The organism is Nonomuraea sp. NPDC049480 (assembly GCF_044465905.1).
Lineage (GTDB): Bacteria > Actinomycetota > Actinomycetes > Streptosporangiales > Streptosporangiaceae > Nonomuraea.
The window spans coordinates 117,351-143,150 of the sequence record NZ_JBITMD010000006.1 but is presented as its reverse complement, the minus strand read 5'-3'; the positions used below and the strand labels follow the sequence as shown (position 1 = coordinate 143,150).

28 protein-coding genes are annotated in these 25,800 nt (G+C 72.1%); 15 read left to right on the top strand and 13 right to left on the bottom strand.

Annotated elements, in window-relative coordinates:
- Positions 1 to 86 precede the first annotated feature (86 nt).
- From ACIBX3_RS19255 to ACIBX3_RS19215, 9 genes are all read left to right on the top strand, one after another.
- Entirely contained in the window at positions 87 to 1,154 is a 1,068-nt protein-coding gene (locus tag ACIBX3_RS19255; RefSeq protein ID WP_397118669.1) for an ABC transporter substrate-binding protein, read from the top strand.
- 15 nt (positions 1,155 to 1,169) lie between these two features.
- A complete protein-coding gene (locus tag ACIBX3_RS19250; protein WP_397118667.1) occupies positions 1,170 to 2,693 on the top strand; it encodes a sugar ABC transporter ATP-binding protein in 1,524 nt (507 codons plus the stop codon).
- Entirely contained in the window at positions 2,686 to 3,645 is a 960-nt protein-coding gene (locus ACIBX3_RS19245; RefSeq protein WP_397118665.1) for an ABC transporter permease, read from the top strand. Before ACIBX3_RS19250 ends, ACIBX3_RS19245 begins: the two co-directional genes overlap by 8 nt.
- Complete coding sequence (locus ACIBX3_RS19240; protein ID WP_397118663.1) at positions 3,642 to 4,583, top strand: ABC transporter permease; 942 nt, start codon at positions 3,642 to 3,644, stop codon at positions 4,581 to 4,583. The genes ACIBX3_RS19245 and ACIBX3_RS19240 overlap by 4 nt, the downstream gene beginning before the upstream one ends.
- Positions 4,580 to 5,713, top strand: a complete 1,134-nt coding sequence (locus ACIBX3_RS19235) for a M20 family metallopeptidase (protein ID WP_397118661.1) — start codon at positions 4,580 to 4,582, stop codon at positions 5,711 to 5,713. The genes ACIBX3_RS19240 and ACIBX3_RS19235 overlap by 4 nt, the downstream gene beginning before the upstream one ends.
- 22 nt (positions 5,714 to 5,735) lie before the next feature.
- Positions 5,736 to 6,464 (top strand): MBL fold metallo-hydrolase, encoded by a 729-nt coding sequence (locus ACIBX3_RS19230; protein WP_397118659.1) that lies wholly within the window; start codon positions 5,736 to 5,738, stop codon positions 6,462 to 6,464.
- Positions 6,461 to 7,705 (top strand): alanine racemase, encoded by a 1,245-nt coding sequence (locus tag ACIBX3_RS19225; RefSeq protein WP_397118657.1) that lies wholly within the window; start codon positions 6,461 to 6,463, stop codon positions 7,703 to 7,705. Before ACIBX3_RS19230 ends, ACIBX3_RS19225 begins: the two co-directional genes overlap by 4 nt.
- Before the next feature lie 137 nt (positions 7,706 to 7,842).
- Positions 7,843 to 8,193, top strand: a complete 351-nt coding sequence (locus ACIBX3_RS19220; RefSeq protein WP_397118655.1) for a hypothetical protein — start codon at positions 7,843 to 7,845, stop codon at positions 8,191 to 8,193.
- A gap of 67 nt (positions 8,194 to 8,260) precedes the next feature.
- Complete coding sequence (locus tag ACIBX3_RS19215) at positions 8,261 to 8,869, top strand: pentapeptide repeat-containing protein (RefSeq protein WP_397118653.1); 609 nt, start codon at positions 8,261 to 8,263, stop codon at positions 8,867 to 8,869.
- Here ACIBX3_RS19215 and ACIBX3_RS19210 read toward each other — a convergent pair whose 3' ends face one another.
- Positions 8,870 to 9,727, bottom strand: a complete 858-nt coding sequence (locus tag ACIBX3_RS19210; RefSeq protein WP_397118651.1) for a helix-turn-helix domain-containing protein — start codon at positions 9,725 to 9,727, stop codon at positions 8,870 to 8,872.
- A gap of 110 nt (positions 9,728 to 9,837) precedes the next feature.
- Between ACIBX3_RS19210 and ACIBX3_RS19205 the strand changes: the two genes are divergently transcribed.
- A complete protein-coding gene (locus ACIBX3_RS19205) occupies positions 9,838 to 10,422 on the top strand; it encodes an NADPH-dependent FMN reductase (RefSeq protein WP_397118649.1) in 585 nt (194 codons plus the stop codon).
- A gap of 26 nt (positions 10,423 to 10,448) precedes the next feature.
- Positions 10,449 to 11,435, top strand: a complete 987-nt coding sequence (locus ACIBX3_RS19200) for an aldo/keto reductase (protein ID WP_397119324.1) — start codon at positions 10,449 to 10,451, stop codon at positions 11,433 to 11,435.
- 61 nt (positions 11,436 to 11,496) lie between these two features.
- Here the strand turns inward: ACIBX3_RS19200 and ACIBX3_RS19195 are convergent, their stop codons facing one another.
- Positions 11,497 to 12,486, bottom strand: coding sequence for a hypothetical protein (locus ACIBX3_RS19195; protein ID WP_397118647.1), 990 nt, complete (start codon positions 12,484 to 12,486; stop codon positions 11,497 to 11,499).
- Positions 12,476 to 13,066, bottom strand: a complete 591-nt coding sequence (locus tag ACIBX3_RS19190) for a copper resistance protein CopC (protein ID WP_397118646.1) — start codon at positions 13,064 to 13,066, stop codon at positions 12,476 to 12,478. The genes ACIBX3_RS19195 and ACIBX3_RS19190 overlap by 11 nt, the downstream gene beginning before the upstream one ends.
- Positions 13,067 to 13,387: 321 nt before the next feature.
- On the opposite strand from ACIBX3_RS19190, the gene ACIBX3_RS19185 reads away from it, so the two are divergent.
- Positions 13,388 to 13,678, top strand: coding sequence for a hypothetical protein (locus ACIBX3_RS19185; RefSeq protein WP_397118644.1), 291 nt, complete (start codon positions 13,388 to 13,390; stop codon positions 13,676 to 13,678).
- Here ACIBX3_RS19185 and ACIBX3_RS19180 read toward each other — a convergent pair.
- From ACIBX3_RS19180 to ACIBX3_RS19155, 6 genes are all read right to left on the bottom strand, one after another.
- Complete coding sequence (locus ACIBX3_RS19180; protein ID WP_397118642.1) at positions 13,668 to 14,708, bottom strand: fatty acid desaturase family protein; 1,041 nt, start codon at positions 14,706 to 14,708, stop codon at positions 13,668 to 13,670. The genes ACIBX3_RS19185 and ACIBX3_RS19180 overlap by 11 nt on opposite strands.
- Positions 14,709 to 14,927: 219 nt before the next feature.
- Positions 14,928 to 16,067 carry an FAD-dependent monooxygenase gene (locus tag ACIBX3_RS19175; RefSeq protein WP_397118640.1) on the bottom strand — a complete coding sequence of 380 codons (1,140 nt, stop codon included), beginning with the start codon at positions 16,065 to 16,067 and terminating at the stop codon, positions 14,928 to 14,930.
- Positions 16,068 to 16,092: 25 nt separating this feature from the next.
- Entirely contained in the window at positions 16,093 to 17,667 is a 1,575-nt protein-coding gene (locus ACIBX3_RS19170) for an MFS transporter (RefSeq protein WP_397118638.1), read from the bottom strand.
- A 93-nt stretch (positions 17,668 to 17,760) separates the two neighbouring features.
- Positions 17,761 to 19,161 carry an FAD-binding oxidoreductase gene (locus ACIBX3_RS19165; RefSeq protein WP_397118636.1) on the bottom strand — a complete coding sequence of 467 codons (1,401 nt, stop codon included), beginning with the start codon at positions 19,159 to 19,161 and terminating at the stop codon, positions 17,761 to 17,763.
- An 18-nt stretch (positions 19,162 to 19,179) separates the two neighbouring features.
- Positions 19,180 to 19,464, bottom strand: a complete 285-nt coding sequence (locus ACIBX3_RS19160) for a hypothetical protein (RefSeq protein ID WP_397118634.1) — start codon at positions 19,462 to 19,464, stop codon at positions 19,180 to 19,182.
- A gap of 69 nt (positions 19,465 to 19,533) precedes the next feature.
- Positions 19,534 to 20,445 carry a hypothetical protein gene (locus ACIBX3_RS19155; protein ID WP_397118632.1) on the bottom strand — a complete coding sequence of 304 codons (912 nt, stop codon included), beginning with the start codon at positions 20,443 to 20,445 and terminating at the stop codon, positions 19,534 to 19,536.
- 742 nt (positions 20,446 to 21,187) lie between these two features.
- On the opposite strand from ACIBX3_RS19155, the gene ACIBX3_RS19150 reads away from it, so the two are divergent.
- Positions 21,188 to 21,568 (top strand): VOC family protein, encoded by a 381-nt coding sequence (locus ACIBX3_RS19150; protein WP_397118630.1) that lies wholly within the window; start codon positions 21,188 to 21,190, stop codon positions 21,566 to 21,568.
- A gap of 42 nt (positions 21,569 to 21,610) precedes the next feature.
- Here the strand turns inward: ACIBX3_RS19150 and ACIBX3_RS19145 are convergent, their stop codons facing one another.
- The 3 genes from ACIBX3_RS19145 to fxlM all read right to left on the bottom strand — a co-directional run bounded on the left by ACIBX3_RS19145 (position 21,611) and on the right by fxlM (position 23,847).
- A complete protein-coding gene (locus ACIBX3_RS19145) occupies positions 21,611 to 21,994 on the bottom strand; it encodes a PRC-barrel domain-containing protein (RefSeq protein WP_397118628.1) in 384 nt (127 codons plus the stop codon).
- A 76-nt stretch (positions 21,995 to 22,070) separates the two neighbouring features.
- Positions 22,071 to 22,601 carry a DUF4142 domain-containing protein gene (locus ACIBX3_RS19140; RefSeq protein ID WP_397118626.1) on the bottom strand — a complete coding sequence of 177 codons (531 nt, stop codon included), beginning with the start codon at positions 22,599 to 22,601 and terminating at the stop codon, positions 22,071 to 22,073.
- Between the two features lie 109 nt (positions 22,602 to 22,710).
- On the bottom strand, positions 22,711 to 23,847 hold the full coding sequence (gene fxlM / locus ACIBX3_RS19135; RefSeq protein WP_397118624.1) for a methyltransferase, FxLD system: 1,137 nt from the start codon (positions 23,845 to 23,847) through the stop codon (positions 22,711 to 22,713).
- Positions 23,848 to 23,994: 147 nt separating this feature from the next.
- On the opposite strand from fxlM, the gene ACIBX3_RS19130 reads away from it, so the two are divergent.
- The gene (locus tag ACIBX3_RS19130; protein ID WP_397118622.1) at positions 23,995 to 24,282 is read left to right on the top strand and encodes a Fe-S cluster assembly protein HesB; all 288 of its coding nucleotides are present in this window, start codon (positions 23,995 to 23,997) and stop codon (positions 24,280 to 24,282) included.
- A 55-nt stretch (positions 24,283 to 24,337) separates the two neighbouring features.
- Here the strand turns inward: ACIBX3_RS19130 and ACIBX3_RS19125 are convergent, their stop codons facing one another.
- Positions 24,338 to 25,318, bottom strand: a complete 981-nt coding sequence (locus tag ACIBX3_RS19125) for an acetylxylan esterase (protein WP_397118620.1) — start codon at positions 25,316 to 25,318, stop codon at positions 24,338 to 24,340.
- A 119-nt stretch (positions 25,319 to 25,437) separates the two neighbouring features.
- Here ACIBX3_RS19125 and ACIBX3_RS19120 point away from each other — a divergent pair, with 119 nt between their 5' ends.
- Positions 25,438 to 25,713: a hypothetical protein gene (locus tag ACIBX3_RS19120; RefSeq protein WP_397118618.1), complete on the top strand. Its 276-nt coding sequence runs from the start codon at positions 25,438 to 25,440 to the stop codon at positions 25,711 to 25,713.
- Positions 25,714 to 25,800 lie beyond the last annotated feature (87 nt).

Genomic DNA, 25,800 nt, shown 5'->3' with positions numbered 1-25,800 from the left:
CCCTGTTGACGCAGGCTCCCAGCAGGAGCATCCTGATGCCACCTTACTACGAACCACTTATGAACATAGTGCGTTAAGGAGAGGCAATGGAAGGAATGACCCGGCGAGCTCTGATCGCCGCCGCGGCCGGCGCGCTGCTCGCCACAGCGGCCTGCAACGTCGACTCGGGCGGCACCGCCGCGACCCCCGCCGCCGCGGGTACGGCGAGCGCCGCGCCCAAGGCGCTCAAGGTCGGCTGGTCCACGATCTACCTGGCGCCGTCGTGGATGCAGCAGACGCTGAAGATGCTCGAGGAGGACGTCGCCCGGCTGAAGGGCGAAGGCAAGATCGCCGGCTACGAGACGTTCAACGCCAACGGCGACACCTCCCAGCAGATCGCCCAGATCCAGGCGATGATCACCCAGAAGTACGACGTCATTCTCGTCGACGCCGGCTCCTCCACGGCGCTCAATCCGGTGATGGAGCAGGCGGCGGCCTCGGGCATCGTGGTGGCCAACTTCGACAGCCTGGTGACCAGTGAGAAGGTCATCAGGGTCGGCACCGACCAGGTCGAGTGGGGCAGGATGACCGCCCAGTGGCTGGCCGACAAGCTCGGCGGCAAGGGGCAGATCATCGCGATGAACGGCCCGGCCGGCGTGTCCGTCAGCGAGGAGCGCTGGAAGGGGGCCGAGGAGGTCTTCAAGAAGTACCCGGACATCAAGATCGCGGCGAACGTGCACAGCGAGTACAACCTGGCGCCCGCGGCGCAGGCGTTCGCCTCCGCCTACTCCGCCCACCCGGACATCACCGGGGTGTTCTCCCAGGGCGGCGCGCTGTCCGCGGCGGCCCTGCAGACCCTGGTGAAGCAGGACAAGAAGCTCGTCCCGATCACCGGGGAGAACTACAACGGCTTCCTCAAGATGTGGGCCGACAAGCGCAAGGACGGGTTCTCCTCCATCGCCACCGCACAGCCCAACTACCTCTCCGTGATCGCGCTCCAGGCGGCCGTGGCCAAGGCCGGCGGCGCGAACGTCCCGATGAACATCACCGTCCCCCTCCCCGAGATCACCGACGACAACCTCGACCAGTTCGTCAAGCCCGACCAGCCCGACGACTCGTACCCGATCCAGCCGCTCCCGCAGGGCGAGATCGACAAGCTCATCGCCGGCAAGTAGCGGAGGAAACCGCGGATGACCCTGCTGAACGTCGAGCGGGTGTCGAAGTCCTTCGCCGGGGTCACCGTCCTGCGCGAGGTCAGTTTCGACATCCTGCCCGGAGAGGTGCTGGCCCTGGTGGGCGAGAACGGCGCCGGCAAGAGCACCGTCCTGTCGCTGATCACCGGCCTGCTCGCGCCCGATTCCGGGACGATCAGGTACGGCGGCGAGCCGGTCCGGGCGTGGTCCCCCCACCGCGCCCGGGCCGCCGGGATCGCCTCGGTGCACCAGGAGCTGAGCCTCAACCCGCACCAGAGCGTGGCGCAGAACGTGTTCCTCGGCGCCTGGCCCGCCCGCCGCGGCCTGGTGCGCCACCGCGACCTGGTGGCCCGCGCCCGCCCGCTGCTGGACCGGGTCGGCCTCGACGTCGACCCCAGGACCCTCGCCGGGCGGCTGCCGCTCGGCGCGCAGCAGCTGGTGGAGCTGGCCAAGGCGCTGGCCGCGGACCCGCGCCTGCTGATCCTCGACGAGGCGACCTCCGCGCTCGACGACGACCAGGTCCGCGCCGTCTTCGGGGTGGTCGGCGAGCTGCGCGAGCGGGGCGGCTCCGTCGTGATCGTCAGCCACCGGATGGGCGAGCTGCTCGCCGTCAGCGACCGGCTGACCGTGCTCAAGGACGGTGAGGTGATGGCCACCCGCGCGCGGGAGGAGACCGGCCACGACGACCTCGTCCGGCTGATGGTGGGGCGCGAGCTGTCGGACATGTTCCCGGCGAAGACCCCGCCCGACGCGCCGCCGGCCGATCCCGTGCTGCGCGCCACCGGCCTGTCCGTCCCCGGCTCGCCCGCCGGCGTCGACCTGGAGCTGGCGCCCGGCCGGATCGTCGGGCTGGGCGGGCTGCAGGGCCAGGGGCAGCGCGAGGTGCTGCGGGCCCTGTTCGGGCTGCGCCACCACGGCGGGCGGATCGAGCTGGACGGACGGCCCTGCCGCCTTGCCTCGCCCAGGGAGGCGATCCGCCGGGGCGTCGGCTACGTGCCGGAGGACCGCAAGACCGAGGGACTGCACGTGGTACGCAGCGTCCGCGACAACCTCGCGCTGACCAGCCTGCGCGTGCTCGCTCCTGCCCGCGCCCTGGCGACCGTGTCCCGGCGGCGCGAGAGCGAGCTGGTCGCCGACCTGATCAGGCGGATGCGGATCAAGGCCGCCTCGCCCGCACAGGAGACGCGCCGGCTGTCCGGCGGCAACCAGCAGAAGGTGGCCCTGGCCAAGTGGCTGCCGAACCGGCCGAAGGTGCTCCTGCTGGCCGAGCCCACCCGCGGCATCGACGTCGGCACCAAGCGCGAGATCTACCACCTGCTGCGGGAGCTGGCCGATGACGGCATGGCGGTGCTCGTCACCTCCGGCGACACCATGGAGCTCGTCGGACTGTGCGACGAGGTCCTCGTGATGTACGAGGGCGCGGTCGTGGAGCGGCTGACCGGGCCGGAGCTGACCGAGGAACGCCTGGTCCACGCCTCGGTGGCGGGCCGGGCCGCGGCCGGGGAGGTGTCGCATGCGTGACCGGCCGCGCGGGCGCGCCGCCCACGGCGGGGCGCCCTCTCACTGGGACCTGATCTGGCTGGGCGCGCTGCTGGTCGTGGTGCTCGCCGTCTACTGGCGGCTCGACCCCACGCTGCTCCGGCCGGCCACGATCACCATCCTGTCCGCGCAGTTCCTGCCGCTGATCCTGGCCGCGGCCGGCCAGACCATCGTCATGCTCACCGGCGGCATCGACCTGTCGCTGGGCGCCGTGCTGTCGCTCGGCATGGCGGTGTTCGTGATGGACCCCGCCGGCAACGTGCTGATCTCCATGGTGATCGCCCTGGGCGTCACCGTGCTGGCCGGCGCCGCGAACGGCGCGCTGGTCGCCTACGCCGGGCTGCCGCCCATCATCGTCACGCTCGCCGCGTCCTTCCTGTGGGCCGGGGTGACCCTGATCGTGCTGCCCCAGCCGGGCGGGCAGGTGCCGGCGGAGCTGGTGCGGGCCTACAACCTGGGCTTCTACGGCCTCGCGCTGCCGGCGATCGCCGTCGGCGTGGCGCTGGCGGTCTGGAAGCTGGTCAAGACGACGCGGTTCGGGCTGGCGCTCTACGCGGTCGGCGGCAACGAGCACGGCGCGTACGCCAACGGCATCGACACCCGCCGCGTCAAGATCGCCGCGTACGGCTTCGCGGGCCTGTTCACCGGTCTGGCGGGCATCGGCCTGGCGATCCAGACCGGCTCGGGAGATCCGACGATCGGGACCCCGTACACGCTGAACTCCATCGCGGTCGCGGTGCTGGGCGGCATCAGCTTCTTCGGCGGCGTCGGGCGGATGCGGGGCACGCTGCTCGGCGCGCTCCTGCTCGGCCTGCTGTCCAACCTGCTGCTGTTCACCGGGATCTCGACGTTCTACCAGCTGATCCTGCAGGGTGTCGTGCTCGTCGTCGCGGTCGCGGTGAAGACGCTGGCGGCGAGAGAGAGGGTGGCATGATGGCGTCGATCGCGGCGGTGCGCGGCAACCGGGCCCTGTGGGCGTTCGGCGTGCTCGCGGTGACGTGGCTGGCGGCGATCCTGTTCGCCGGCGGGTTCGACAGCGTCGCGAGCGTGCGCTATCTGGTCCAGACGGCCTCGTTCCTCGGCATCGTGGCCGTCGGGCAGACGCTCGTGGTCATGATGAGCGGCATCGACCTGTCGGTCTCGGCGGTCGTGGCGTTGTCGGCGGTGGTGTGCGCGCAGGTCGCCGCGGGGTCGGGCGGCACGGTGGCCATCGTGGTGGCGCTGGCGGTCAGCGCGCTGGTCGGGCTGGTCAACGCCGCGGGGCTGATCTGGCTGCGGCTGCCGCCCATGGTGATGACGCTGGCGACCGGGACGGTGATCTCCGGCGTGCTGCTCATCTACACCAACGGCTCGCCCCGTTCGGCGCGCATCCCGCTGCTGGACGCGCTGGCCAACGGCGGCGTGGCGGGGATCCCGCTGGCCACGATCCTGTGGCTGGCCATCGTGGCCGTCGCCGTCTGGCTGCTGCACCTGTCGCGGCTGGGGCGCTACGCGTTCGCGCTGGGCACCAGCGAGCCCGCCTCGCGCGCCTCCGGGGTGCCGGTCCCGGTCACCACGTTCGCGATGTACGCCGTGTGCGCGCTGCTGGCCGGGGTCGCCGGGCTGGTGCTGCTGGGCTTCACCGGCACCAGCTCGCTGACGATGGGGAACCCGTACCAGTTGTTGTCGATCGCGTCGGTCGTGCTCGGCGGCACGTCCATCCTGGGCGGGCGCGGGCACGTGCTCGGCACGGTCGCCGGCGCGCTGCTGCTGACGTTGCTGACCGCGCTGCTGGTGGCGTGGAACCTCGGCGAGGGACTGCGTCAGGTCGCCCTCGGGCTGCTGATCATCGCCCTGCTGCTCGTCTACGCCCGTGAACGGCGGACGACGTGACGGCCCGCGCCGAAGCGCTGCTGCGCGAGCTGGTGCGCACCCCCAGCGTCAACCCGCGCGACGGGTCGGGGCCGGGCGAGGCGGCGCTGGCCGCGGTCGTACGGCTGTGGCTCGCCGATCACGGCATCGCGGCGGAGTCGCAGGAGGTGCTGCCCGGGCGGCCCAACGTCGTGGCGGTGGTGCCCGGCCGCGATCCCCGCGCCATCCTGCTGGAGTCGCATCTGGACACCGTGGAGGTCGACGGCATGACCGTGGACCCGTACGCGGGCGAGGTGCGCGGCGGGCGGCTGTACGGGCGGGGCGCCTGCGACGCGAAGGGGCCGCTGGCCGCGTTCATGCTGGCCGCCGCGGAGCTGGCCGCGGGCCCGGTGCCGCCGTGCACGGTGGTGCTCGCCGCCGTCGTGGACGAGGAGTACCGCTACCGGGGGGTGCTGGGCCTGCTCGACGCCCTGCCCGAGGTCGTCGGCGCGATCGTGGGCGAGCCGACCGGGCTGGCGGCGGCCACCGCGCACAAGGGCGTGGTGCGGTACACGGTGCGCACGCTGGGCCGGGCGGGGCACACCTCGCGCCCGTCGGAGGCGGTCAACGCCGTGTCGCTGATGGCCCGCGTGCTCGGCCACCTCGACGCCACCCCGCCGGAGATCGCCGGCCATCCGCTGCTCGGCCCGGCCACCCGGTGCGTCACCCGCGTCCACGGCGGCACCGGCCCGAACATCGTCCCCGGGCGCTGCGAGATCGACGTCGACCGGCGCACGCTGCCCGGCGAGGACCCGATGGACGTGTGGCGGCGCGAGGGTGAGGAGCTGGCGCGGCTGCTGCCCGGCCAGGTCGAGCTCGACCCGCCGTTCAACGTGGACTACGCACTGGACACCCCGGCGGACAGCCCCATCGCGGCCGCGCTGTGCGGCGCGCTCGCCGCTCGCGGGCGGGACGCGAGCGTGCGGGGGATGCCGTTCTGCACGGACGCCAGCAAGCTCGCGCGGGCCGGCATCCCGGCGGTGGTCTTCGGGCCGGGGTCGATCCTGGACGCGCACTCCGCCGACGAGTCGGTCGCGCTGGCCGACGTGGGCTTCGCCGCCGAGGTCGTCGCCGACCTGGTACGGCGCGTCGAGGCGGGCCCGTGCGCCTGACCCATCGGGGCGAGGCGGGCCCGTGCGCCTGACCGAGCACGTGGACCTGGTCGGCAGCGGCGCCGCCGGATTCGATCTCACCGACCCCCTGGACTGCCACGTCTACCTCGTACGCGGCGAGCGCGCGTGCGCGCTGATCGACGCCGGGGCGGGGTACGGCGCCGAGGCGATCGCAGGCCACATGGGCGGCGCGGTCCCGGACTACCTGCTGCTCACCCACGGCCACGCCGACCACGCCGGCGGCGCCGCCGGCCTGGCGCGCCGCTGGCCGGGGATGCGCGTGCTCGCCGGCCCGCCCGCCGACCTGTGGATCGCGACCGGCGACGAAGCCATGATCAGCCTCGACCGGGCCCGCGCGGGCGGCACGTATCCCCCCGACTACGCCTTCCCCGCCTGCCCGCAGGCGGCACCGATCGCCGACGGCGCCCGGATCGACCTGGGCGGGGTGACGCTGCGCGCGATCGCGACGCCGGGCCACGCCGACGGCCACACCTGCTACCTGCTGGAGGCCCCGGGACACCGGGCGCTGTTCTCCGGCGACTGCGTCTTCACCGGTGGCCGGGTGTCGCTGCAGAACCTGCACGACTGCCGGATCCCCGAGTACGCCGCCAGCCTGGCCCGCCTGGCGGAGCTGGAGGTGGACGCGCTCTTCCCCGGCCACCACGAGATCTCACTGAACCGGGCCCGCCGGCACCTCACCATCGCGCGTGACGTCCTGGCCCGCGGGCTGCTACCAGAAAGCACGACATGAGCCTCACCGCCCTGGCAGAGCACATCGACTGGCGTACGAAGGGAATCTGGCGGCCCGGCCCGGCGATCTCCCTGGACGAGTTCGCCGCGAGCCGGCCCAGCCTGTTCGGCGGGGCGTTCACCTGGCCGGTCATGGTCGCGAACCAGGCCGCCATCGTGCACAACATCGACACGATGGCCCGCTTCTGCGCCCGGCACGGCCTGGAGTTCGCCCCGCACGGCAAGACCACCATGGCGCCGTCGCTGTTCGACGCCCAGCTGCGCGCGGGCGCCACGGCGATCAGCGTGGCCACCGCCAACCAGGCACTCGCCTGCCGCGAGATGGGCGTGCCGAGCGTCATGCTCGCCAACGAGCTGCTCGACCCGGGCCCGTTGCGCTGGGCGGCCGAGCAGGTGCGGCAGGGGTTCGGCTTCCTGTGCTTCGTCGACTCGGTGGCCGGGGTGCGGGCGATGGCCGACGCGGCCGGGTCCGTGCCGGGCGAGCGGCCCGTACGGGTGCTCGCCGAGCTGGGCCACCCCGGCGGGCGCACCGGGTGCCGCGACGTCGCCGAGCTGGCCGAGGTGGCGCGGGCGGTGGCGGAAGCCCAGGGGATCGAGCTGGCCGGCGTGGCCGCGTACGAGGGTGGGCTGCCCGACGTGACCGCGGCCGGCCGGTATCTGGACGGCGTGCGCGCGGCCGTCCACGAGCTGGCGGCCCAGGGCCTGCTGGGCGCGGAGGTGATCGTCACCGCGGGCGGCAGCAAGTACTTCGACGCCGTCGCCGACCGGCTGGCCGGCTCGTGGCTGCCCGGCCACCGGCTGCGGACCATCCTGCGCAGCGGCGCGTACGTCTCGCATGACGACGGGATCTACCGGGAGTGGACGCCGTTCTTCCGGCGGATCCCCGGTGAGGGCTCGCTGGAGGCGGCGCTCGAGGTGTGGGCGCAGGTGATCTCGGCGCCGGAGGACGGCCTGGCGATCGTCGGCATGGGCAAGCGCGAGGTGTCGTACGACGAGGGCCTGCCGGTGCCGCGCCGGGTACGCGCGCTGGACGGCACACTCCGCTCCCCCGCCGGGCTGCGCGTCAGGTCGGTCAACGACCACCACGCGTACGTCGAGGTGGCCCCCGGCGCCGAGGTGGCCCCGGGCGAGCTGGTCTGCTTCGGCATCTCGCATCCCTGCACCGCCTTCGACAAGTGGCAGGTGATCCCGGTGGTCACGGACGACCACACCGTCGTGGACCTGATCCGCACCTACTTCTGACTGACAACCCCATTGGCAGGGTTATCCGGACATAGGCGGACGAACAGGTGGGGACAAGGACGACCCCGACCGCGCGTGCCACACGGTCAAGCTGAACGACGAGGTGGCCCACATCCTGGCCGGCGGGTAGGACGCGGGTGCACGAAACCGCGATCCTCTTTCTCGAATTCGGTGCTGTACTCCTCGGTCTGGGCCTGCTGGGCGCGCTGGCGTTGCGCGCCGGCATCTCCCCCATCCCGCTCTACCTGCCGGTCCTGACCACCATGCTCGCCGGGCTGAGCCTGGTGAGCGGGGCGATCTCCGTGGGCATCGCGCTGGCGACCGAGCGTGGTGCTGGTCGTGGCGCTGCGGTTCGGGCGGTTCATCGAGGCGTTCGTCTCCAGCCCGAACTCCGAGGTGCTGCTGCTCAAGGTGGCCGAGCGTCCATCCCGACCTGGGGGCGCCGGCGGCCGCGCACGTCCTCATCCTGGCGGCGTTCGGCCCCTTGACGGCGAAGCTCGTGCAACCGCTCATCGAGGCCATAGCCAAGCGGTCCTGATCCGCTAGCTTGTTCGCATGGCCAACAGGAGACCCGCGCATCCCATCGACAAGACGATCGGCGCCGCGGACTGGGACAGCCTGGAGATCTCGGGCGAGAGCTACCGGCGGGTCCTGTTCCAGGACGTGGACATGATGGAGCTGATCGACCGGGGCTCGTCGTTCGAGGAGTGCACGTTCGGGAACGTGCGGTTCAACGTGTCGGAGCACGACGACGCCCAGTTCCTCAACTGCCTGTTCGTGCGCTGCTCCTTCTTCGACGCGACGTTCAGGGGCTGCAAGCTGACCGGCAGCGTGTTCGACGACTGCTCGTACGGGCTGCTGAAGGTGGAGGGCGGCGACTGGTCGTACGTCACCATGGCCGGCGCGGACCTGCGCGGCAGCTCCGTCGACGGCGCCCGGCTGCGCGAGGCCGACCTGAGCGGGGTCCGGCTCGAGGGCGCGAAGCTGCGGCGGGCGGACCTGTCGGGGGCGTCGCTGCGCGAGGCCGACCTCACCGGGTGCGACCTGCGCGGCAGTGACCTGAGCACGCTGGACCCGCACGAGGTCACGCTCAAGGACGCGATCATCGATCCGTTCCAGGCGACGGTCGTCGCCGCCGCGCTGGGCTTCGTCGTCCGCGAGTGACTACGCCGTCACGGCGCGCAGGGCGCCGGGGTGGCGGCCGGTGAGGCGGTCGAGGGCGGCCGACGTGGCGGCGTCGCCCGGCAGGTAGACGAGCACCCGCAGCTCGCCGCCGTCGAGGTCGAGCACCTCGCGGGCCAGCCGCAGCTCGCCGGCCTCCGGGTGCGCGAGCCGCTCCGCGGGCGCCGTCCGGGGCGGCGACGGCGGCGCCGCCAGCCGCTCGGCGAAGGCGTCGCCCGCGGCGAAGGTCAGCTCGGCGACGATCTCGGCGGCGTACTGATCGCCCTGGCTCGACTCCAGCCGCAGCGCGGCGGCGTGCTCGTCGGCGACGCGGTCCCATTCCGGGTAGGCGATCCTGGCCCGCACGTCGGCGAAGACGTACTTGATCACATTGGGCGGATCGCCGTCCAGCAGCCCGATGGGGCCGAAGATCCGCTCGTAGCCGGAGGTGCGGGCGATCACGTCGCCGAGCCGGTTGAGGACGGCGGCGGGCGCGGGCTCCAGCCGGTCGAGCATCGCCCGCACGGTGGGCCGCACCGTGCGGCTCGGCCCTTGCTCGGCCGACGGGCACAGTCCGATGGCGCCGCTGTTGATCTTGTTCAGGTGGCGGAGGTGGATCCGCTCCTCGGGCGTCATGCGCAGGGCGTCGGCGAGCGCGGCGAGGACCTGCATCGACGGGTTGCGGTCGCGGCCCTGCTCCAGCCTGGTCAGGTATTCGACGCTCACCCCGGCCACCGTGGCCAGCTCCGACCTGCGCAGCCCGGGCGTGCGCCGCCGGGGCCCGTCCGGCAGGCCGACGTCGGAGGGCTTGAGTGCCTCGCGGCGCGCGCGCAGGAACGCCCCCAGTTCGTTGTCACTCACGCCCCGAGTGTACGAGGCCGCGGCGCCCTCATCGTGGCCCTGCCGGGGCCAGTCTCCGCCCGGCCTTCCTCCGGCTCGCGAACCGCAGCAGGTTGGACACCATGACGAACATGAAACTCGCGGTGATCACCGCCAGCGTTCGCGAGGGCCGGTACGGCCCCACGGTCACGCGGTGGTTCACCGAGCAGGCGGACCGGCACGGGCTCTTCGACCTCGACGTGATCGATCTGGCGGAGACGCCGCTGCCGGCCGCGCTGCCTCCCTCGTTCGAGGACCTGGCCGACGTGGACGGCCGTCCCGAGGGGCTCAGGCGGCTGGCCGCGCGGCTGGCCGGGGCGGACGCGTTCGTGGTGGTGACGCCCGAGTACAACCACAGCTTTCCCGCCTCGCTCAAGCACGCCATCGACTGGCACCCCGTCCAGTGGGCGGCCAAGGCGGTCGCGCTGGTGTCGTACGGCGGCCAGGGCGGCGGCCTGCGCGCGGCCGAGCACCTGCGGCAGGTCTTCGGCGAGCTGCACGCCGTCACGATCCGCAACTGGATCAGCTTCGACCAGCACTGGACCCGGTTCGACGCCGAGGGCAGGCTGGTGGATCCCGAAGGGCCGGACGGCGCGGCGAAGGCCATGCTCGATCAGCTCGGCTGGTGGAGCAGGGTCCTGCGGGACGCCCGCCTGACCACGCCGTACCAGGCCTGATTTTCTCCGGAGGAAAGGGAAGAATGATGCGTTACCGGCTGCTCGGCCGTACCGGGCTACGGGTGTCCGAGCTGTTCCTGGGTGCGATGACGTACGGGTCGGCGTCGCCGGAGGTGCGGCGGATCTTCGACACGTACGCCGACGCGGGCGGCAACGTCGTGGACACGGCCTCGATGTACGGCGAGAGCGAGAGCGTCGTCGGCGAGCTGCTGGAGGGCCGCCGCGATCGGTTCGTGCTGGCCACCAAGTACACCGGCACCCGCGACCGCACCGACCTCAACGCGGGCGGCAACCACCGCAAGAACCTGGTGAAGTCGCTGGAGCAGAGCCTGCGGCGGCTGCGGACCGACTACATCGACCTCTTCTGGGTGCACGTATGGGACCGGCACACGCCGATCGAGGAGACGATGCGGGCGCTGGATGACGTGGTCCGGGCCGGGAAGGTGCTCTACGTCGGCATCTCGGACGCTCCGGCGTGGCTGGTCAGCCGCGCCAACACGCTCGCTGAGGAGCGCGGGTGGACGGCGTTCGCGGGATTGCAGGTGCCGTACAGCCTGCTGCGGCGGGACGTGGAGCGTGAGCTGCTGCCGATGGCGCAGGCGCTCGGGGTGAGCGTGGCGGCGTGGGGGACGCTGGAGCGCGGCATCCTGTCCGGCCGCTACAACGAGCCGGGGGCGGCGGGCTCGCGGGTGTCGCCCGGCTCCCTCACCGAGCGGGAGCTGACGATGGCGCGGGCGGTGACGGAGGTCGCCGGCGAGCTGGGCCTCACGGCGTCGCAGGTGGCGCTGGCGTGGATGATGCGGCGGGGCGTGCATCCGATCGTCGGGGCGAGCACCGTCGAGCAGCTCAAGGACAACGTGGGGGCCTCGGGGGCGGTGCTGCCGGAGGAGGCGGTGCGGCGGCTGGAGTCGGCTGTGGAGTTCCGGCTCGGCTTCCCCCGCGACTTCGTCGAGGAGGTCGACCGCAGCCCGGACATCTACGGCGACGCCGTCCACCTGCTCGACGGCCGCTGACCCGCCCCGCACCGGGTGACGTCTCCCGCCGCCGGCAGACGGGCCGGGCTGGGGTGGCGGGTCAGCAGAGGGACATGGCCGTTTGCCACAGGCCGGGCAGGGAGGCCAGGACGCGGTCGCCGCGGCGGCGCCGGTCGGCGAACGTCGCCGCGCCCAGGTCGCCCAGCAACTCCAGGAACCCGTCCTCGTAACCCGCCAGCCCCGCCACCGCCCGCTTGGCCAGACACCGCGCGTAGGTGGCCGCCACCCAGAAGACCGCCTCCCGGTGCAGGCCGCACCCGATGAGCTCCCGGCTCCCGTCGATGGCCGGCGGCCGCGCCACCGCGCTGATGTCGGAGGCGAACCGGTACGACGGCGCCGCCACCGGCGCGGCCGCGTCGAAAACGATCTCCAAGGCGTCCAGGTGCCGCTCCACCCGCTCCCGGCTCATCTCCGCGCACCCCAGCAGGTCGAGCAGCACCTCGTGGTAGTCGTGCCGCCCGCGCTCGGCCAGCAGCTCCCGCACGGCGGCGTACCGCTTGCGGACGGTGGGGTTGCGCAGCCCGGCCACCAGCAGCACGTGCGTGGTGACCCCGGTGCCGAACAGCCATGAGTTGACCTGGTCGTGCAGCGGCGCGGACTCGTCCATGGCGTTGATCCACCCGCGCACCCGGTCCATGGCGTCGGTGCAGCGGGCCAGGATCCACGGCCGTTCGGCGAAGTCGCGGGCGACGATCCGCTGCAGCTCGGTGAGCCGCCCCGTGGGGTCGGCGAGCACGCAGGGCAGGTGGAAGCTGCCGGCCAGGTGGTAGTCGCTGAGCACCTCGTGCGCGGACCCGAGCCGGGGAAGCCAGGAGACCTCCAGCAGCACCCCTTCATACCGGAACTTCCCGATCCGGGCGGGCGGGTCGGCGATCACCATCACGTCCACGTCGGAGCTCGGGGCCAGCTCCGCGCCGGGGTCCGCCCACAACGCGGACCCGGTCAGGAACGCGCCGCCGAACCCGGGCAGCGCCACCCCCTCCTCCAGCACCCACCGCCGCGCGGCCTGCCTGGCCTGCTCAATCCGCATGCACGTCCTTTCCGTCCGGACCTCGGCGCGCGGCCCTGACCAGGACGAACGCGCCGAGCGCGACCAGGGCCGCCAGCCCGCCCCAGAGCCAGCCGGGCACGCCCGCCGACGCGCCGCCGACCGGCGACGGCTCGGCCGCCCCGGCCGAGGCCGGCGGGCCGCCCTCCGCTGGCCCCTCCCCGGTGGGAGTGGACGAAACCGGCGGAGATGCCGATCCTTTCACGCGGAAGGGGATTTCTCCCTCGATGGGATGCCCGTCCGATGAGACGACCCGCCAGCCGATCACGTACGCGCCCGGCGCGAGCGGCTCGGTGACCTCGGCGAACACCTTCGGCCCGGCGAGCCGCGGCTTGTCCAGCGGGACCTGATCGCCCGCCGCGTCGTGCAGCACGACGACCGGGAACTTGACGCTCGCGTTGTATTCGAGCTCGATCTCCTCGACGGAGGCCGCGGAGACCTCCGCGTCCTTGGCCGGGGAGCTGCGTTTGAGCGCGTCGTGGGCGTACGCGGGCGAGGCGATCAAGGCGAGGAGGGCGAGGAGGGCGACGCAGGCCGGCGCCGGCCACAGGAAGGACTTCACGGGTGGATCTCCGGAATGTGGTGGACAGGTGAGGACGCGCGCCGATGGAGCCGGCGCGCCGGGACGTGCTTCAGCGGAAGCACCCGGGCGGTCCTCGCCTGCCGACCGCGCTGGAGACGGTCCTTCCCGCCCATGCGGGGATCTCTGGAGGGGTTGCCGGCCGCCACGACGGCGTCGCGACGCGAACCGGGGCGGTGACGAGCAGCCGGATCACCGTCGGCGGCGGGGCGCTGATGACGCGAAGGACACAACCCACATCCTCGCACGAGACACCTGCGTCACCCCGGGTTCGCGCCCCCGTGGGCGGGGCAGCGGACCGTGATGGACACCGCCTCGAGCGCCGGCCGGGACCTGGAAGAGCTGGTCCGCCGGGAGCTGACGGCCGCGGGTTTCACCGTCGAGCCTTCGCTGTTGCCGGCCGACGGCGGGCTCGGCGTCTGGCACGATCCCCTGCGGGGGGTGATCGTCACCTGGGGCAATACGGCCGAGCAGCTGGTGAAGCACGCGACCGTCCGCAACGCGGTCCAGCTAGCGCTGCGGACGGTCCTGGTCCGGGCCGGCCATCAGGTGAAGGTGGAGTTCGACGGGCTGGAGCTGATCATCACGTCCTGACCCGGCGCAGCGGCCGGCCGACCTCGTGCAGGTGCCGCATGGCCTGGGCCCACGACTCGAACAGCCCGCACTCGGCGTAGTCGACGTCGATCGACGCGCAGTATTCGCGCACGATGGGCCGGGCCCTGCGCAGGTTCGCCGTGGGCATGCTGGGGAACAGGTGGTGCTCGATCTGGTAGTTCAGCCCGCCGAGCGCGGTGGTGACCAGGTGCCCGCCGCGCACGTTCCTGGAGGTCAGGACCTGCTTGCGCAGGAAGTCCAGCTCGTCCTCGGCGGTGAGCACGGGCATCCCCTTGTGGTTGGGCGCGAACGTGCACCCCAGGTAGACGCCGTAGCAGGCCATGTGCACGGCCAGGAACACCAGCGCCTTGCCGGGTGAGAGCACCAGGAACAGCGCGCCCAGGTACGCCACATTGTGCGCGACCAGCAGCAGCCCCTCGACCTTCCGGCTCTTGAGCGACTCGCGGCGCAGCGCGCGGAAGCTGGCGACCTTGAGGTTCAGTCCTTCGAGGGTGAGCAGGGGGAAGAACAGAAACGCCTGCCAGCGGCCGATGATCCTGGCCACCGCGCCCGCGGACTCCGTCTGGTTGTCCGACCAGAGCAGCACGTCGGGCGAGACGTCGGGGTCGTGGTCCTCGTGGTTGGGGTTGGCGTGATGGCGCGTGTGCTTGTCCATCCACCAGCCGTAGCTGAGCCCGATGGCCAGGTTGCCCACCAGCAGGCCGGCCGCCCTGGACGAGCGCCGCGACCGGGAGATCTGCCCGTGCGCCAGGTCGTGGGCCAGCAGCGTCACCTGGGCGAACGCCACGGCCAGCAGGACCGCGACCGCCACCTGCCACCAGGAGTCCCCGACCGCGGCGAACAACGCCCAGGTCCCCGCGAACAGGCCCGCCACGAGGCCGATCCTGGCGGTGTAGTAGCCTGGCCGCTTGTCCAGCAGCCCGGCCTGGGCGACGCGGCGTGACAGCTTGGCGAAGTCGCTCCCCCGCTCCCCCGATGTCCTGGCGCGGGCCGTGTCGACTACGGTCACATTGTTCTCCGATGCCGGTGAGTCGTGTGCGAATACCCATCAGCATCGCTGTGCCGGAGTCTATGCGAACCCCCGCAGTCACCCGTCCTTGTGGTAGGGCAGGCCCTACCACAGAAGAGCGCCCCCGCCGCCTGGGTGATCGGGCCGGCGTACCGCACTCAGCGTGGGAAATGAGGACGACCGCACCGGTTCGGAATGGCGGACGGCGGGGGCGCGGCTCTAGACGAGCTGCAGGGCCGGCGGCTCGGCCGGCGCGGCGGCCACCCCGTAGACGTGCAGCTCCGGGCGGAAGGCGGCCAGGTAGGCGTCCCGGTCGTGGAAGGTCGCGGCCAGGGCGTCGCCGTAGTCGATCAGTTGCCGGTGCGCGTGCCTGCGCGGCTCGTAGCGGGCGTACAGCAGCCGGTCAAGCAGTTCTCCGTCGCCTCCCGCCGCGCAGATGACGTCGGCCAGGATCTCCGCGTCGTGCAGCGTGTAGCTCATCCCCATGCCCGTCATCGGGTGGCAGGCGAACGCGGCCGAGCCGAGCAGCGCGGCGTTGCCCTGGTGGTACGCCGACACGCGCAGCGACGAGACCTTGATCCGCTGCCAGGTGGCCGGCTGGAGGGAGTCGAAGGCGTCGGAGCTCTCGGTGACGAACTTCTTGAGCTCGTCGATCAGGGTGGGGATGCCGTCCTGGAAGACCTCCTTGTCATCCTCCGGGGGAAGGCCGACGAACACCCTGGCCTGGTCCCTGTTGAGCGGGTACAGGTAGGCGAGCCAGCCGTCGGAGCTGAAGTAGAGCCGGTTGAGCCGGGCGACGCTGGCGGTCAGCGGCACGGTGGCCACCCGCATGAGCAGCCGCTCGTACGGCATGGTGACCTGGTCGATGCCGAGCGCCTGGCGTACGGCGGACTTGGTGCCGTCGGCGCCGATGACGACGTCGGCCCGCAGCCGGCGCCCGTCGCAGAGCGTCAGCTCCTCGACCCGGCCGTCGCCGGTCGCGATGTCGTCGATCTCGGCGTCGAACCAGAAGTCCACGCCCTCCATCGCGCAGCTCGCGTAGATGAGCTCGACCAGCTCCTTGTAGGGGCGGATGAGGAAGCCGCCGTCGGGGAAGCGGCATTCCCTGATCGGGTCGCCGTCGTGGTAGTAGCGGATGAGGTCGCGCCTGAGGCCGTGGCGTTCGACGAGGTCCGCCAGCCCGTGGCGGGCGAGCACCCGCAACCCGGGGGGCTTGAGGAAGTCGGCGCCCGCGCTGGGGATGGAGGGTCCCTGCTCGATGACGACGACGTTCTGGCCGCGGCGGCCCAGGAGTAACGCCAGGAAGCAGCCGCCGAGCCCGGCGCCGACGATGGCTACGTCGCACGATGTGGTTGCCATGACGAGAGCCCTTTCGGTGGTTGAACTAGTTCGCAGGCCCGCGGGTGCCGGCGAGCGGGCCGGATTCGGCCGTCCGGGGCCGCGGGATATGGTCCATGGGGGGTGTGCGGGTCTCGACAGGCAGCAAGGCGTCGGCCTCCGCCGCGACGGTGGCGAGGGTCATGCGCAACTCCAGCAGCATCCGGCGCGGCACCTTGATCATGACGTCGCCGGGGTCGGGCCGCAGCCGGGTGATCTTGGTGAGGGCCAGCGCGCCGATCAGCACCGAGATGGCGACGCAGATCGCGATGGCGCCGGCCAGGCCCTCGAAGGGGCCGGTCATGAACGGGTGGTCGATGACCACGGAGACGACGGCGATGCCCACGGCGCCGCCGACCATGCGCGCCATGGTGGCCGCGCCGACGGCGGAGGCGTACTGGTGGGGGCGGGCGGCCAGGGTGGTGGCCACGGAGGTGCCGGGCGCCAGCGCGCCCACTCCGACGCCGACCACGACGCTGGCTACCAGGCCCCACACGGTGGGCCCGACCTGGGTGAGGACGAGCACGCACGCGCCGCCGCAGAGCAGCGAGCCGGCGTAGATCAGGCCGTACGCGCCGATCCGCTTGACGATCTTTCCGGCCAGGAAGCTCGTCACGACGACGGCCACCGACGTGGGCGTCAGCCACATGGCCACCTCGATCATGGGGTAGCCGAGGTGGAGCAGGTACAGCGGCTGCACGGTCAGCAGGCCGTACGACAGCGCGCCGAAGCACCACGTGGCCAGCCATCCCCAGACGAACTTGGGCCGGCGCCACAGCGCCAGGTCGATGGCGGGCAGGCGGTGGTGCCTGGCCTGGGCGAGCGCCCCGCCGATGAGGAGGAGCGCGGCCAGCGCCAGCCATACCACGTCCATGCCCCAGGCCATGGCCTTGGAGATGGCCAGTACGACGACCGCGATCCCGGCGGCGAGCAGCCACGCGCCGAGCACGTCGGGCAGGCCCCTGGCGCCGGCGCGCTTACCCGGCGGAAGCGCGACGCAGGCGATCAGGAGCGCGACGCCCATGACGACGTCGGGGACGAACAGCGCCCGCCAGTCGACGGTGGCGGCCAGCCAGCCGCCGCCCGCCTGCATGAGCAGGCAGCCGAGCCCGGAGGCGGAGCTCCACAGCGCGATCGCGCCGCGCCGCTGCGACTCCGGCAGCTCTCCGAGCAGCAGCCCGAGGCTGGCGGGGATCATCGCCGCGGCGCCGACGCCCTGGATGGCCCGCGCGCCCAGCACGAGCGACCAGGACTCGACGGTGACGGTGGCGATGCCGCCCAGCACGAACACCACCAGCCCGACGGCCAGCACCCGCCGGCGGCCGAACAGGTCGGCCCAGCGGCCGGCCGAGGCCAGCAGCGCCGCGATCGGGATGAACGCCGCGCTGGTCAGCCAGACCAGGTCGCCGAGTGGCATGCCGGCGCCCGCCGGTGTGTACCGCAGCACGCCGACCGCCAGGGTGGTGGCCGTGGTGTCGGCCATCACGGTCAGCATGACGCCGGCGCCGACCAGCCGCAGCATGACTCCCTGGCGGCGGTTCAGGCCGGGCGTGCCCGTCCCCCGCGCTGGTGACGAACGCACGTGGTCACCTCCAAGCTATGAGTGGTCTCCGCCGGCCGGGCACACTCCGGCTGTGCGGCCGGCGAAGAGGGACGTGTCGTCAGGTTCAAGTGATCAGGCGCCGTACCGGCCGGGCGAGAGCAGGCCGTCGGGGTCGAGCGCCGTCTTGAGCCGGTGGAGCATGCCTAGGCTGGCGGTGCTGGTCTCGGACCAGACGTCGGCCGCGGCGTGGTCGATGTCGGAGCGGTAGATCGCGCAGCCGTGGCCGCGCAGCACGCAGTTGCCGTCGTTGCGGAGCTGGTGCGCCCGGTACGGCCCGTCGGGAGCGCCGCGCTCGAAGAAGATCTGGATGACGCCGTTGGCCATGTGCCTGCTGACGAGGTTCCACTCGACCATGAGGGCGGTGGTGTGGGCGTCCACGGCCGTCTGCAGGGCGGCCAGGAGGTGCTCGGTCTTGCGCGCGTGGGTGGGCATGAGCGGCAGCAGCGCGAGGAAGCCGATCGGGCCCTCGTCGATCCCGTCGCAGGAGGCCACGCCGAGCGCGTTGCGCACGCCCAGGCAGGTGGGGATGCCCTGGGCCATGAGCGCTCTGGGGTACAGCGGGTCGTCGGGCCGCACCTCGGCGGCGTCGAGGACGCGCAGGGCCTCGGCGCCCTCGACCTCGACCAGCGCCTTGCGCAGCAGCTCCTCGGCCAGCTCCACCGTGGCGTCGCTGCCCATCAGCGGTCCCATGATGGTGAACAGGCTCGGGTCGACGCCCGCGGGCAGCAGCCAGTCGCCGTGGCTCGGGAAGAGCGACAGTTCGCGTACGCGCAGCAGCCCCTCGGCCGGGTTGCCGCGGCGCAGGAAGCCGGCGACCGCGTCGAGCGCGACGGCGACCTGGTCGCGCGGGATGCGCCCGTGCACGAGCCCGACGGTCTGGGGGCGCGGCACCAGCGCGATCGCCATGGCGGTGACGACGCCCAGGTTGTGCTGGACGAACGCGGGCGTCAGGTCGGGCCCGGCGACCCGGCCGTGGTAACGGCCGGACGGGTCGAGCCCGCCGGTGGTGACCACGCTGCCGTCGGCCAGCACGGCCTCCAGCCCGGCCACGTCATGGACGCGGGAGCGGATGCAGCCGTCGCCGCGGTCGAGGGCGTTGCCGACGACCGAGGTGTCGGCGCACGAGGCGGTGACGTTCAGCATCCACGGGGTGTCGCGCAGCACGGCGGCCAGTTGCGCCTGCGTCACGCCGGGCTCGATGACGGCGAACCCGGCCTCCAGGTCGAGGCTGCGGATCCGGTTCATGCCGCTGAGGTCGACGACGACGTTGTCATCGGTGACCGGCATGGCCGAGCCCATCCCCCAGTTCCTGCCGGTGCTGATCGGGTAGAGGCGGCGTCTGGTCGTCATGGCACGCCGTACGAGGGCGCGTACCTCGTCGAGGGTGCGCGGCGTCTCGGTGCCCACTATGGAGCGAGGCTGGTGACCCCCGACGTCACGCGGCATCAGCTCCACTCGCGTTAGCTCCTGCATGGTTCTCCTCTGGCTTTCTCAGGCGGTGTGCTGGAGCAGGTCGTCGATGGAGCCGATGGCCTGGTTGGACATCTCCCTGATGCCGAGCAGCCGCTGCTCGACGTACAGGTCGGTCTCGGGAAGGTCCGTCTCGGGAACGGCGTCGGGGAAATCGAGCGTGCCTGAGCTCGTGCGCGGCGGGGACTGCACGGGGACCTCGTGCAGGCCGTAGGGGTGCCGCCGGGGCCTGTGCGGATGTACGGCGGTGCCGGTGTCGCGGGACTCGTGCCTGGTGCGGCCGGGCAGGTGCGGGGGGGTTCGCATGACGGGAGCTCTCCTACCGGATGTAAATGGGGTTTTCCGGGTGGCCACTCGCCGTTGAGCGGCTTGTGGTCAGCGCGCCGGAGCTCGGCCCTCCTCGTGGCCGGTGTGTCCGGCCCGTGGAGTGACGGCCGCGGGGGTGGCCCGCGGCACGCCGTGGTTGATGACGCTCGCGGCGATCCGGCGTTCCGCCAGTCCCATGTGGGGACGGCCGCCGCCGGTGGAGCTCGGCCGTGCGGCCGAGCCACGGATCAAGGAGCTGGCGTGCACCCATCGGCGTGACTCGGCCAGCACGTCTCGTTGCGCACGGCGCAGGTCGCAGTGCCGCGCGTACTGCTCGCAGACGGCCCGCGCGAGCACCCGGGCCATGACCAGGTGCTCTTGGCAGGCCGCGGCGACCTTCGACTCCAGCCCGATGACCTGGGCCAGGAGCAGCTGCAGGTGGGGCAGCTCCGAGCTGCGCTCGAACCCGTCGAGCTCGGCCAGGCGCTCGGGCCAGCGCAGGCGCCGCTCGATCGAGGCGCACGTGGTGGCCACGATCTCCGGGGCGGGCCCGTCGTCCGGGCTTCGTCCTTCGAGCTGCACGGCCCGCTGGGCGGTGTGCTCGAAGCCGGCCAGGCGGCGCAGGCCGCTCTGCAGCAGGCGTACGCGGTTGTGCAGGCAGGCGGCGCTCCAGCCGAGCACCAGCAGGCGGTCCTTGTCGGCCTCGCAGTGCCAGCCGACCAGCGACACCTCGCGGGCCATGCGGTGGTAGAGGACCCAGCCCTCCTGCTCGCCGGGCGGCGCCGGGGTGTCGATCCACACCTGCAGGCCGCCGGGGGGCAGCTCGCCGACGCCGACGTCGATGCCCTCGGGCGCGACCCTGGCGCAGATCCGCTGCACCACGCGCTGCTGAGCCGCCGTCTCCGGCGCCACCGGCACCGGGACCTCCCAGGCAGGCGGCACTCGCTCTGGGGCCACTTTCGCCCTTGGCTCGATGCTCATCTGAGGCCACCTCCTGACCCGTGGGCCGTATGCGATCTTCGTAAATTCACACTTAATACTGCCGCTCCGATCGTGCGCAGCGGGCGGTTTTCTGTCAACTGGCACTTAACAGATAGAGCATGGATCCCTTGCCGCGAAGGCGGGCGGCGGCGTGAACGGGGGGCTTCCCGCAGATGAATGCCGCGTCACGGAGCGTGGATGATCTAGAGTCCGCACCGTCCGGCGAACGGCGAGGGACAGGCGAGGAAAGCAGGCCCCGCCGATGCCCGGAGCCGTGGTCGCGGCCCTGTCGCCGGTCTCCGGACCGCCCGCGGCGCCCGGCACGGGACAGGCCGGAGGCCCGCTACTGACCGCTACCAGATCACTCCCAGCAGTCCGTGCCTTACCCGATCGATAGTGATTCGTCACTAGACTCGATTCATCCCGATCCGCCTCCCGCCGCACAGGGCCGGCGGCCTCGCGGCGGCTGGGCGGGCCTGGTCACAGGTCCACGGCCTGTCCGGCCGCACCGGCCTGGCGGCCGTCCGGCCCGCACCGGCCGCGCCTCCCGGACCGGCCGGGCACGTCAAGATCGCCTTGGAGCCCGCGCCGATTGCGGTCCGGAAAAAGGCCTACCTGCGCCATGCTCAGGGGCGAGCTCTATTCCTTTATTTCAGGAAAAATCAGCGATTGGACCCCAAGTCCGTTGAACTGAGAAATATCCTTCATGTGGAAGATGACGAGTCAACCACCGGAGGCGTCAATGGCCCCGCCCAGCGTCCGATACATCGTCGACGACGTCACCGCCGCCGTCGATTTCTATACCGGCCTTCTCGGTTTCGAGGCCGTTGCGGACCAGTCCCCCGCGTTCGCGATCGTGGCCCGCGACGGGCTGCGCCTGCTGCTCAGCGCCCCTCGCGGCCCAGGTGGGGCGGCCCGGCCGATGCCGGACGGCAGCGTTCCCGAGCCCGGCGGATGGAACCGCATCCAGATGGAAGTGGCCGACGTCGCCGCCGAGGCGGCGCGGCTGCGCGAGAGCGGCGCACGATTCCGCGGCGACCTCGTCACAGGCCGGGGCGGCATTCAGATTCTGCTGGAGGATCCCTCGGGAAACCTCGTGGAGCTGTTTCAACCGGCCGGATGAATTTCCCGTTCGGGGAAGGTGAAAATGGAAATGACCGGCCACTCACGGGCGGTCGGCGTCATGGTCGCCGGTGCGCTGGGCGGGGACGATCGGCAACATTCCGTAATACCGATAAAGGCCGATCTCCTCCTCCGCGGTCAGGCGGCCGTCCACGTCGATGCTCGGAGCACCCTTGATCTTCTCCTGGTCGAAGGGGACCCGGATCTCCTCGGCGGAGCGCCGGCTGCCGGTCAGCGGCACGAAGGTCTGCCTCATGCCGGAGAACCCCGTGCGCACAGTCACCCACTCCGGCTCGCCGGAGCGGTCGTCGAGGTAGACCTGGCCGACCTTCCCGATCAGGCGTCCGTCCTCTCCGACGACATGGCATTCGAGCAGGTTGCGAATCTCCGCCTGCGTGGCCATGACGATCCCCCGACGCGTCGACATTCCTCCCCAAAAGGGACAAATACCCCATATGCCCGCCTGAGTACACCTCGCCGGGGCGGGATTTCGGCTCGGCGCGTCACTCGCCGTGGGCATTCCGCAGGGCGTCCAGGTGCTCCTGGAGCTTGGGCGCCGCCGCCTTGGCCAGGGCCACGACCGTCTGGGACGATCCGCCGGAGATCTCGGTCTTGGTGGCGGCGATCGCGGCCATGTGCTCGTTGGTCATGGCGGCGAGGAAGTCCTGGTCGAAGTCCTTGCCCGTCGAGTCCCGCAGCCGGGCGATCTCGGCGCGCTGCTCGGCGGACGGAGAGGCGGGGAGCCGGACGCCGAGCCGCGTGGCCGTGCCGGTGACCTGGACGTCCAGCTTGGCGTGATCCTGGACGAGCATCTTGCCGATCGCCTTGATCCGCTTCGTCATGCCCTTGCCCCGCGCCAGCCGCCCCGCCTGGATCTCGGCCAGATTGCCCTCGTGGATGGTCCGCAGCCAGGCCTGGTCCTGCTCGGACGGCGGCGTGTCGGGCTTCGGCTCGAGGGCGGCGGTGTTCGTCGGGGCCTGGGCGCAGCCGGCGAGGGCGGCGGTGGCCAGCAAGAGGGTCAGGCGAGTACGCATGGGCATTCCTATGACATGGCGACACTGATCCACTACGCAGGGTAGTCGCGAATGAGGGGACGTACCGGTATTCGGGCCGCCCGGGCGCGTCCCGCCACGTGGTGCTCCCCTAGCGGAAGCTCAGCACCAAGGTGGTGTGGCGCTTGCGGATGACGATCCCCTCGGCGTCCACCTGCCCCGGGTACGCCTCCACGCGCAGGCCTCCGGCGTGCGGGCGGCCCGCCTCGTCCCACGCCGTGACGTGCCCGGCCAGCTCGGCCGCGAGCCTGGCGCCGCCGGCCCCGTGACCGCGGGTGATCAGGAAACCCTCGGCGGCGAGCACGGCGATGCTGTCTCCCTCGACGATGCCCGCGGTGATGGCCGGCCCGCCGGGCCCCTGCCGGCTCAGCACACACCAGCGCGGCTCGTGCAGGGCCAGCCACAGCGACATGTCCATGCCGATCACGGGCCCCGGCGCGGGTTCCTCCACCTTGGTGGTGATCTCGGTGGGCACGGCGTCGAGCGCGGCGACCACGTCGCCGACCTCGCGCCGTTCGGGCAGTCCCAGCATCAGCTCGGGATCCCGCCGCAGCACCGTGAGCACCTCGGGCCCGGCGTACGGGCCCCGCATCCGCATGAACCCGCACGGCGCCACGGAACGGCTGACCCAGTGCCCGTCCTCGCGCTCCATGGCCACCGACACCTGCACGCCGCGCAGGTCGAGCGGCACGACCAGCCGCCCGTCCGGCTTCAGCTGCTCCAGCCAGGCGGGAGCCAGGTCCCACACGCCGACCGTGGCGATCAGCCGGTCGTACGGGGCGAGCTCGGGGTGACCCCCGGCGCCGTCCGCGCACACCACCTCGACCCGGGACTCCCCCGCGGCCGCCAGGTGCTCTCTGGCCTGGGCGGCCAGGTCCTCGTCGATGTCGATGCTCACGACGCGCCCCTCCGGCCCGGCGAGGCGGGCGAGCAGCGCGGCGTTGTAGCCGGTGCCCGCGCCGATCTCCAGCACCCGGTGCCCCGGCTCCACGCCGAGCTGGTCGAGCATGATGGCCATGATGGCGGGCTGCGACGACGAGCTGATCGGCCGGCCCTCGGCGTCGCGTTTGGTGACGATGGGCCCGTCCTGGTACGCCTCATCTGGGTCGGCGCCGGGCACGAACAGGTGGCGCGGCACCGTGCGCAGCGCCTCCGCCACAGGCTCGCTGACGTCGTGACGCTGCCGCAGCAGCGCCACCATGGTTTCCCTCTGCGTCGCGAAGTCCATGACCCCATTGTCCACGCGGGCGGCACACGTCCAGTGCCGTACGAGATCGCGGGAATTCTTGGTAAAGAAACAGTCAGAAAGGGTTGGGGTGAGATTAAGGGGGAAGGGCAGGCAACTCCTGAACGTCGACCGTGAGGAGGAGCCGTAGTGCTCACCCTGACAGCCAACGCAGCTCAGGCGATTCGCGACCTGACCGCGTCCGCGCCCGAGCCGACCCAGAGCGGGATCCGCATCTCGTCTCAGGGCGAGGGCGCGACCTCGCTCACCCTTTCCCTGGCCACCGCACCGGAACCGGCAGACGCGATCGTGGAATCGGAGGGCGCTCGCGTCTACCTCGACCCTGTGGCCGCCACCGTACTGGAGGACAAGTCTCTCGACGCCGGAGCCGACGACCAGGGAAGCGTGTCCTTCCTGGTGACCGAGCAGCCGGCTTGACGCGCACCCGCCGCGGCCCGGGCCGGCCAGGCCCGGCCGCGGCGGGGAGCGTCGCTCAGCTGCCGGCCAGCAGCTTGTGCAGGTAGCGCAGCTGCTCCTCGGACTGGAAGCCGCCGCCGCCCTCGTGGTTGTTCCAGGGCCAGACGGTGATCTCCTTGGGGCCCTGCCAGTGGTTGTAGCCGGCGAACACCGTGGACGGCGGGCAGACGTCGTCCATCAACGCGACGGAGTACAACGCGGGCACCCGGCCGCGGGCCGCGAAGTTCATGCCGTCGAAGTATGACAGCGTGCGGAACACCTGCTCGGCGCTGTCCCTGCGGGTGGACAGGAACCGGACCAGCTCCTGGTACGGGTCGCGCCCGGTGATCTCGACGGCGCGCCGGAAGTGGGTCAGGAACGGCACGTCGATGAGGGCCGCCTTGACGGCCGGATGCAGCGCCGCCGTGGCCTGGGCGATACCGCCGCCCTGACTGCCGCCGGCCACGACGATGCGGCCCCCGTCCACCGCCGGGTGCTCGAGCGCCGCGTCCACGGCCCGGACGGCGTCGGTGAAGACGCGCCGGTAGTAGTAGTCGTCGGGGTCGAGGATGCCGCGCGTCATCATGCCGGGAGCCTGCGGGCCGGCGCTGCCGTGCGGGTCGCCCGTGGTGCCGGGGCTGTTGGCGTTGCCGCCGCCGTGGCCGCGCGTCTCCATCACGAACACCGCGTACCCGGCCGCGGGCCACATCAGGTGGTCCTTGGGGAACCCGCGCCCGCCGCTGTAGCCGATGTAGTGCATCACGCACGGCACCGGCCCCTCCAGGCCGCGCGGCAGCAGGAACCAGCCGTTGATCCGGTGACCGCCCCAGCCGGCGAAGGAGACGTCGTACACGTCCACGGCGGCGAAGGGCAGGTCGTACGGGACGTACTCGGCGGCCAGGTCGAACTGCCTGGCCTCGGCCAGGGTGCGGGCCCAGAAGTCGTCGAAGTCGGCGGGCTCGTCGCGGTCGGGGAGGTAGCTGCGGAGCTTCTCAAGCGGCAAGTCGAACAGTGGCACGGGCTCTCCAAACGTGTAGAACGATGGTGATATTTCACCTCATCACCTCGGAAAGCGCTATCCCGGCCCGCCTTCCGGCGTGATCGCTTAAAGCGCGACGTCTGGGTAGAAGTGATCATGTGAGCCAATACGTCATCGAGGTCCCCTACTCGCACCTCCATCCCGGACTGATCCTGGACGCTCCGGCGGACACCGACGACTTCCTCGTGCTCTTCGGCGACGACTCCGAGTCGCGGGCCAAACTGCTGCGCGACGACACGGGGCGGCCGGTGCTCCGGCTGGGCGGGTACATGACGGCCCGGGGCACGGTCATCGACGAGCGCGTCTGGACGGTACGCGAGGCCGCGCGGCACGGCGACCGCGTCCGTCTCCGCCTGGGCCGCTCACTCCCCTGACCTCTGGCCCGCCCGACCAGGCTGTCCGGCGTGATCGACGACCATCCGGCCGCGGGGGACGACGGCACGCCTGGACTCTCCACGCCG

Excerpts from the sequence above, each read along its gene's own strand:
- ACIBX3_RS19255 (WP_397118669.1), top strand. The coding sequence starts at position 87 with ATGGAAGGAATGACCCGGCGAGCTCTGATCGCCGCCGCGGCCGGCGCG.
- ACIBX3_RS19250 (WP_397118667.1), top strand. The coding sequence starts at position 1,170 with ATGACCCTGCTGAACGTCGAGCGGGTGTCGAAGTCCTTCGCCGGGGTC.
- ACIBX3_RS19245 (WP_397118665.1), top strand. The coding sequence starts at position 2,686 with ATGCGTGACCGGCCGCGCGGGCGCGCCGCCCACGGCGGGGCGCCCTCT.
- ACIBX3_RS19240 (WP_397118663.1), top strand. The coding sequence starts at position 3,642 with ATGATGGCGTCGATCGCGGCGGTGCGCGGCAACCGGGCCCTGTGGGCG.
- ACIBX3_RS19225 (WP_397118657.1), top strand. The coding sequence starts at position 6,461 with ATGAGCCTCACCGCCCTGGCAGAGCACATCGACTGGCGTACGAAGGGA.
- ACIBX3_RS19215 (WP_397118653.1), top strand. The coding sequence starts at position 8,261 with ATGGCCAACAGGAGACCCGCGCATCCCATCGACAAGACGATCGGCGCC.
- ACIBX3_RS19205 (WP_397118649.1), top strand. The coding sequence starts at position 9,838 with ATGAAACTCGCGGTGATCACCGCCAGCGTTCGCGAGGGCCGGTACGGC.
- ACIBX3_RS19200 (WP_397119324.1), top strand. The coding sequence starts at position 10,449 with ATGCGTTACCGGCTGCTCGGCCGTACCGGGCTACGGGTGTCCGAGCTG.
- ACIBX3_RS19195 (WP_397118647.1), bottom strand. The coding sequence starts at position 12,486 with ATGCGGATTGAGCAGGCCAGGCAGGCCGCGCGGCGGTGGGTGCTGGAG.
- ACIBX3_RS19185 (WP_397118644.1), top strand. The coding sequence starts at position 13,388 with ATGGACACCGCCTCGAGCGCCGGCCGGGACCTGGAAGAGCTGGTCCGC.
- ACIBX3_RS19175 (WP_397118640.1), bottom strand. The coding sequence starts at position 16,067 with ATGGCAACCACATCGTGCGACGTAGCCATCGTCGGCGCCGGGCTCGGC.
- ACIBX3_RS19165 (WP_397118636.1), bottom strand. The coding sequence starts at position 19,161 with ATGCAGGAGCTAACGCGAGTGGAGCTGATGCCGCGTGACGTCGGGGGT.
- ACIBX3_RS19160 (WP_397118634.1), bottom strand. The coding sequence starts at position 19,464 with ATGCGAACCCCCCCGCACCTGCCCGGCCGCACCAGGCACGAGTCCCGC.
- ACIBX3_RS19155 (WP_397118632.1), bottom strand. The coding sequence starts at position 20,445 with ATGAGCATCGAGCCAAGGGCGAAAGTGGCCCCAGAGCGAGTGCCGCCT.
- ACIBX3_RS19150 (WP_397118630.1), top strand. The coding sequence starts at position 21,188 with ATGGCCCCGCCCAGCGTCCGATACATCGTCGACGACGTCACCGCCGCC.
- ACIBX3_RS19145 (WP_397118628.1), bottom strand. The coding sequence starts at position 21,994 with ATGTCGACGCGTCGGGGGATCGTCATGGCCACGCAGGCGGAGATTCGC.
- ACIBX3_RS19140 (WP_397118626.1), bottom strand. The coding sequence starts at position 22,601 with ATGCGTACTCGCCTGACCCTCTTGCTGGCCACCGCCGCCCTCGCCGGC.
- fxlM (WP_397118624.1), bottom strand. The coding sequence starts at position 23,847 with ATGGACTTCGCGACGCAGAGGGAAACCATGGTGGCGCTGCTGCGGCAG.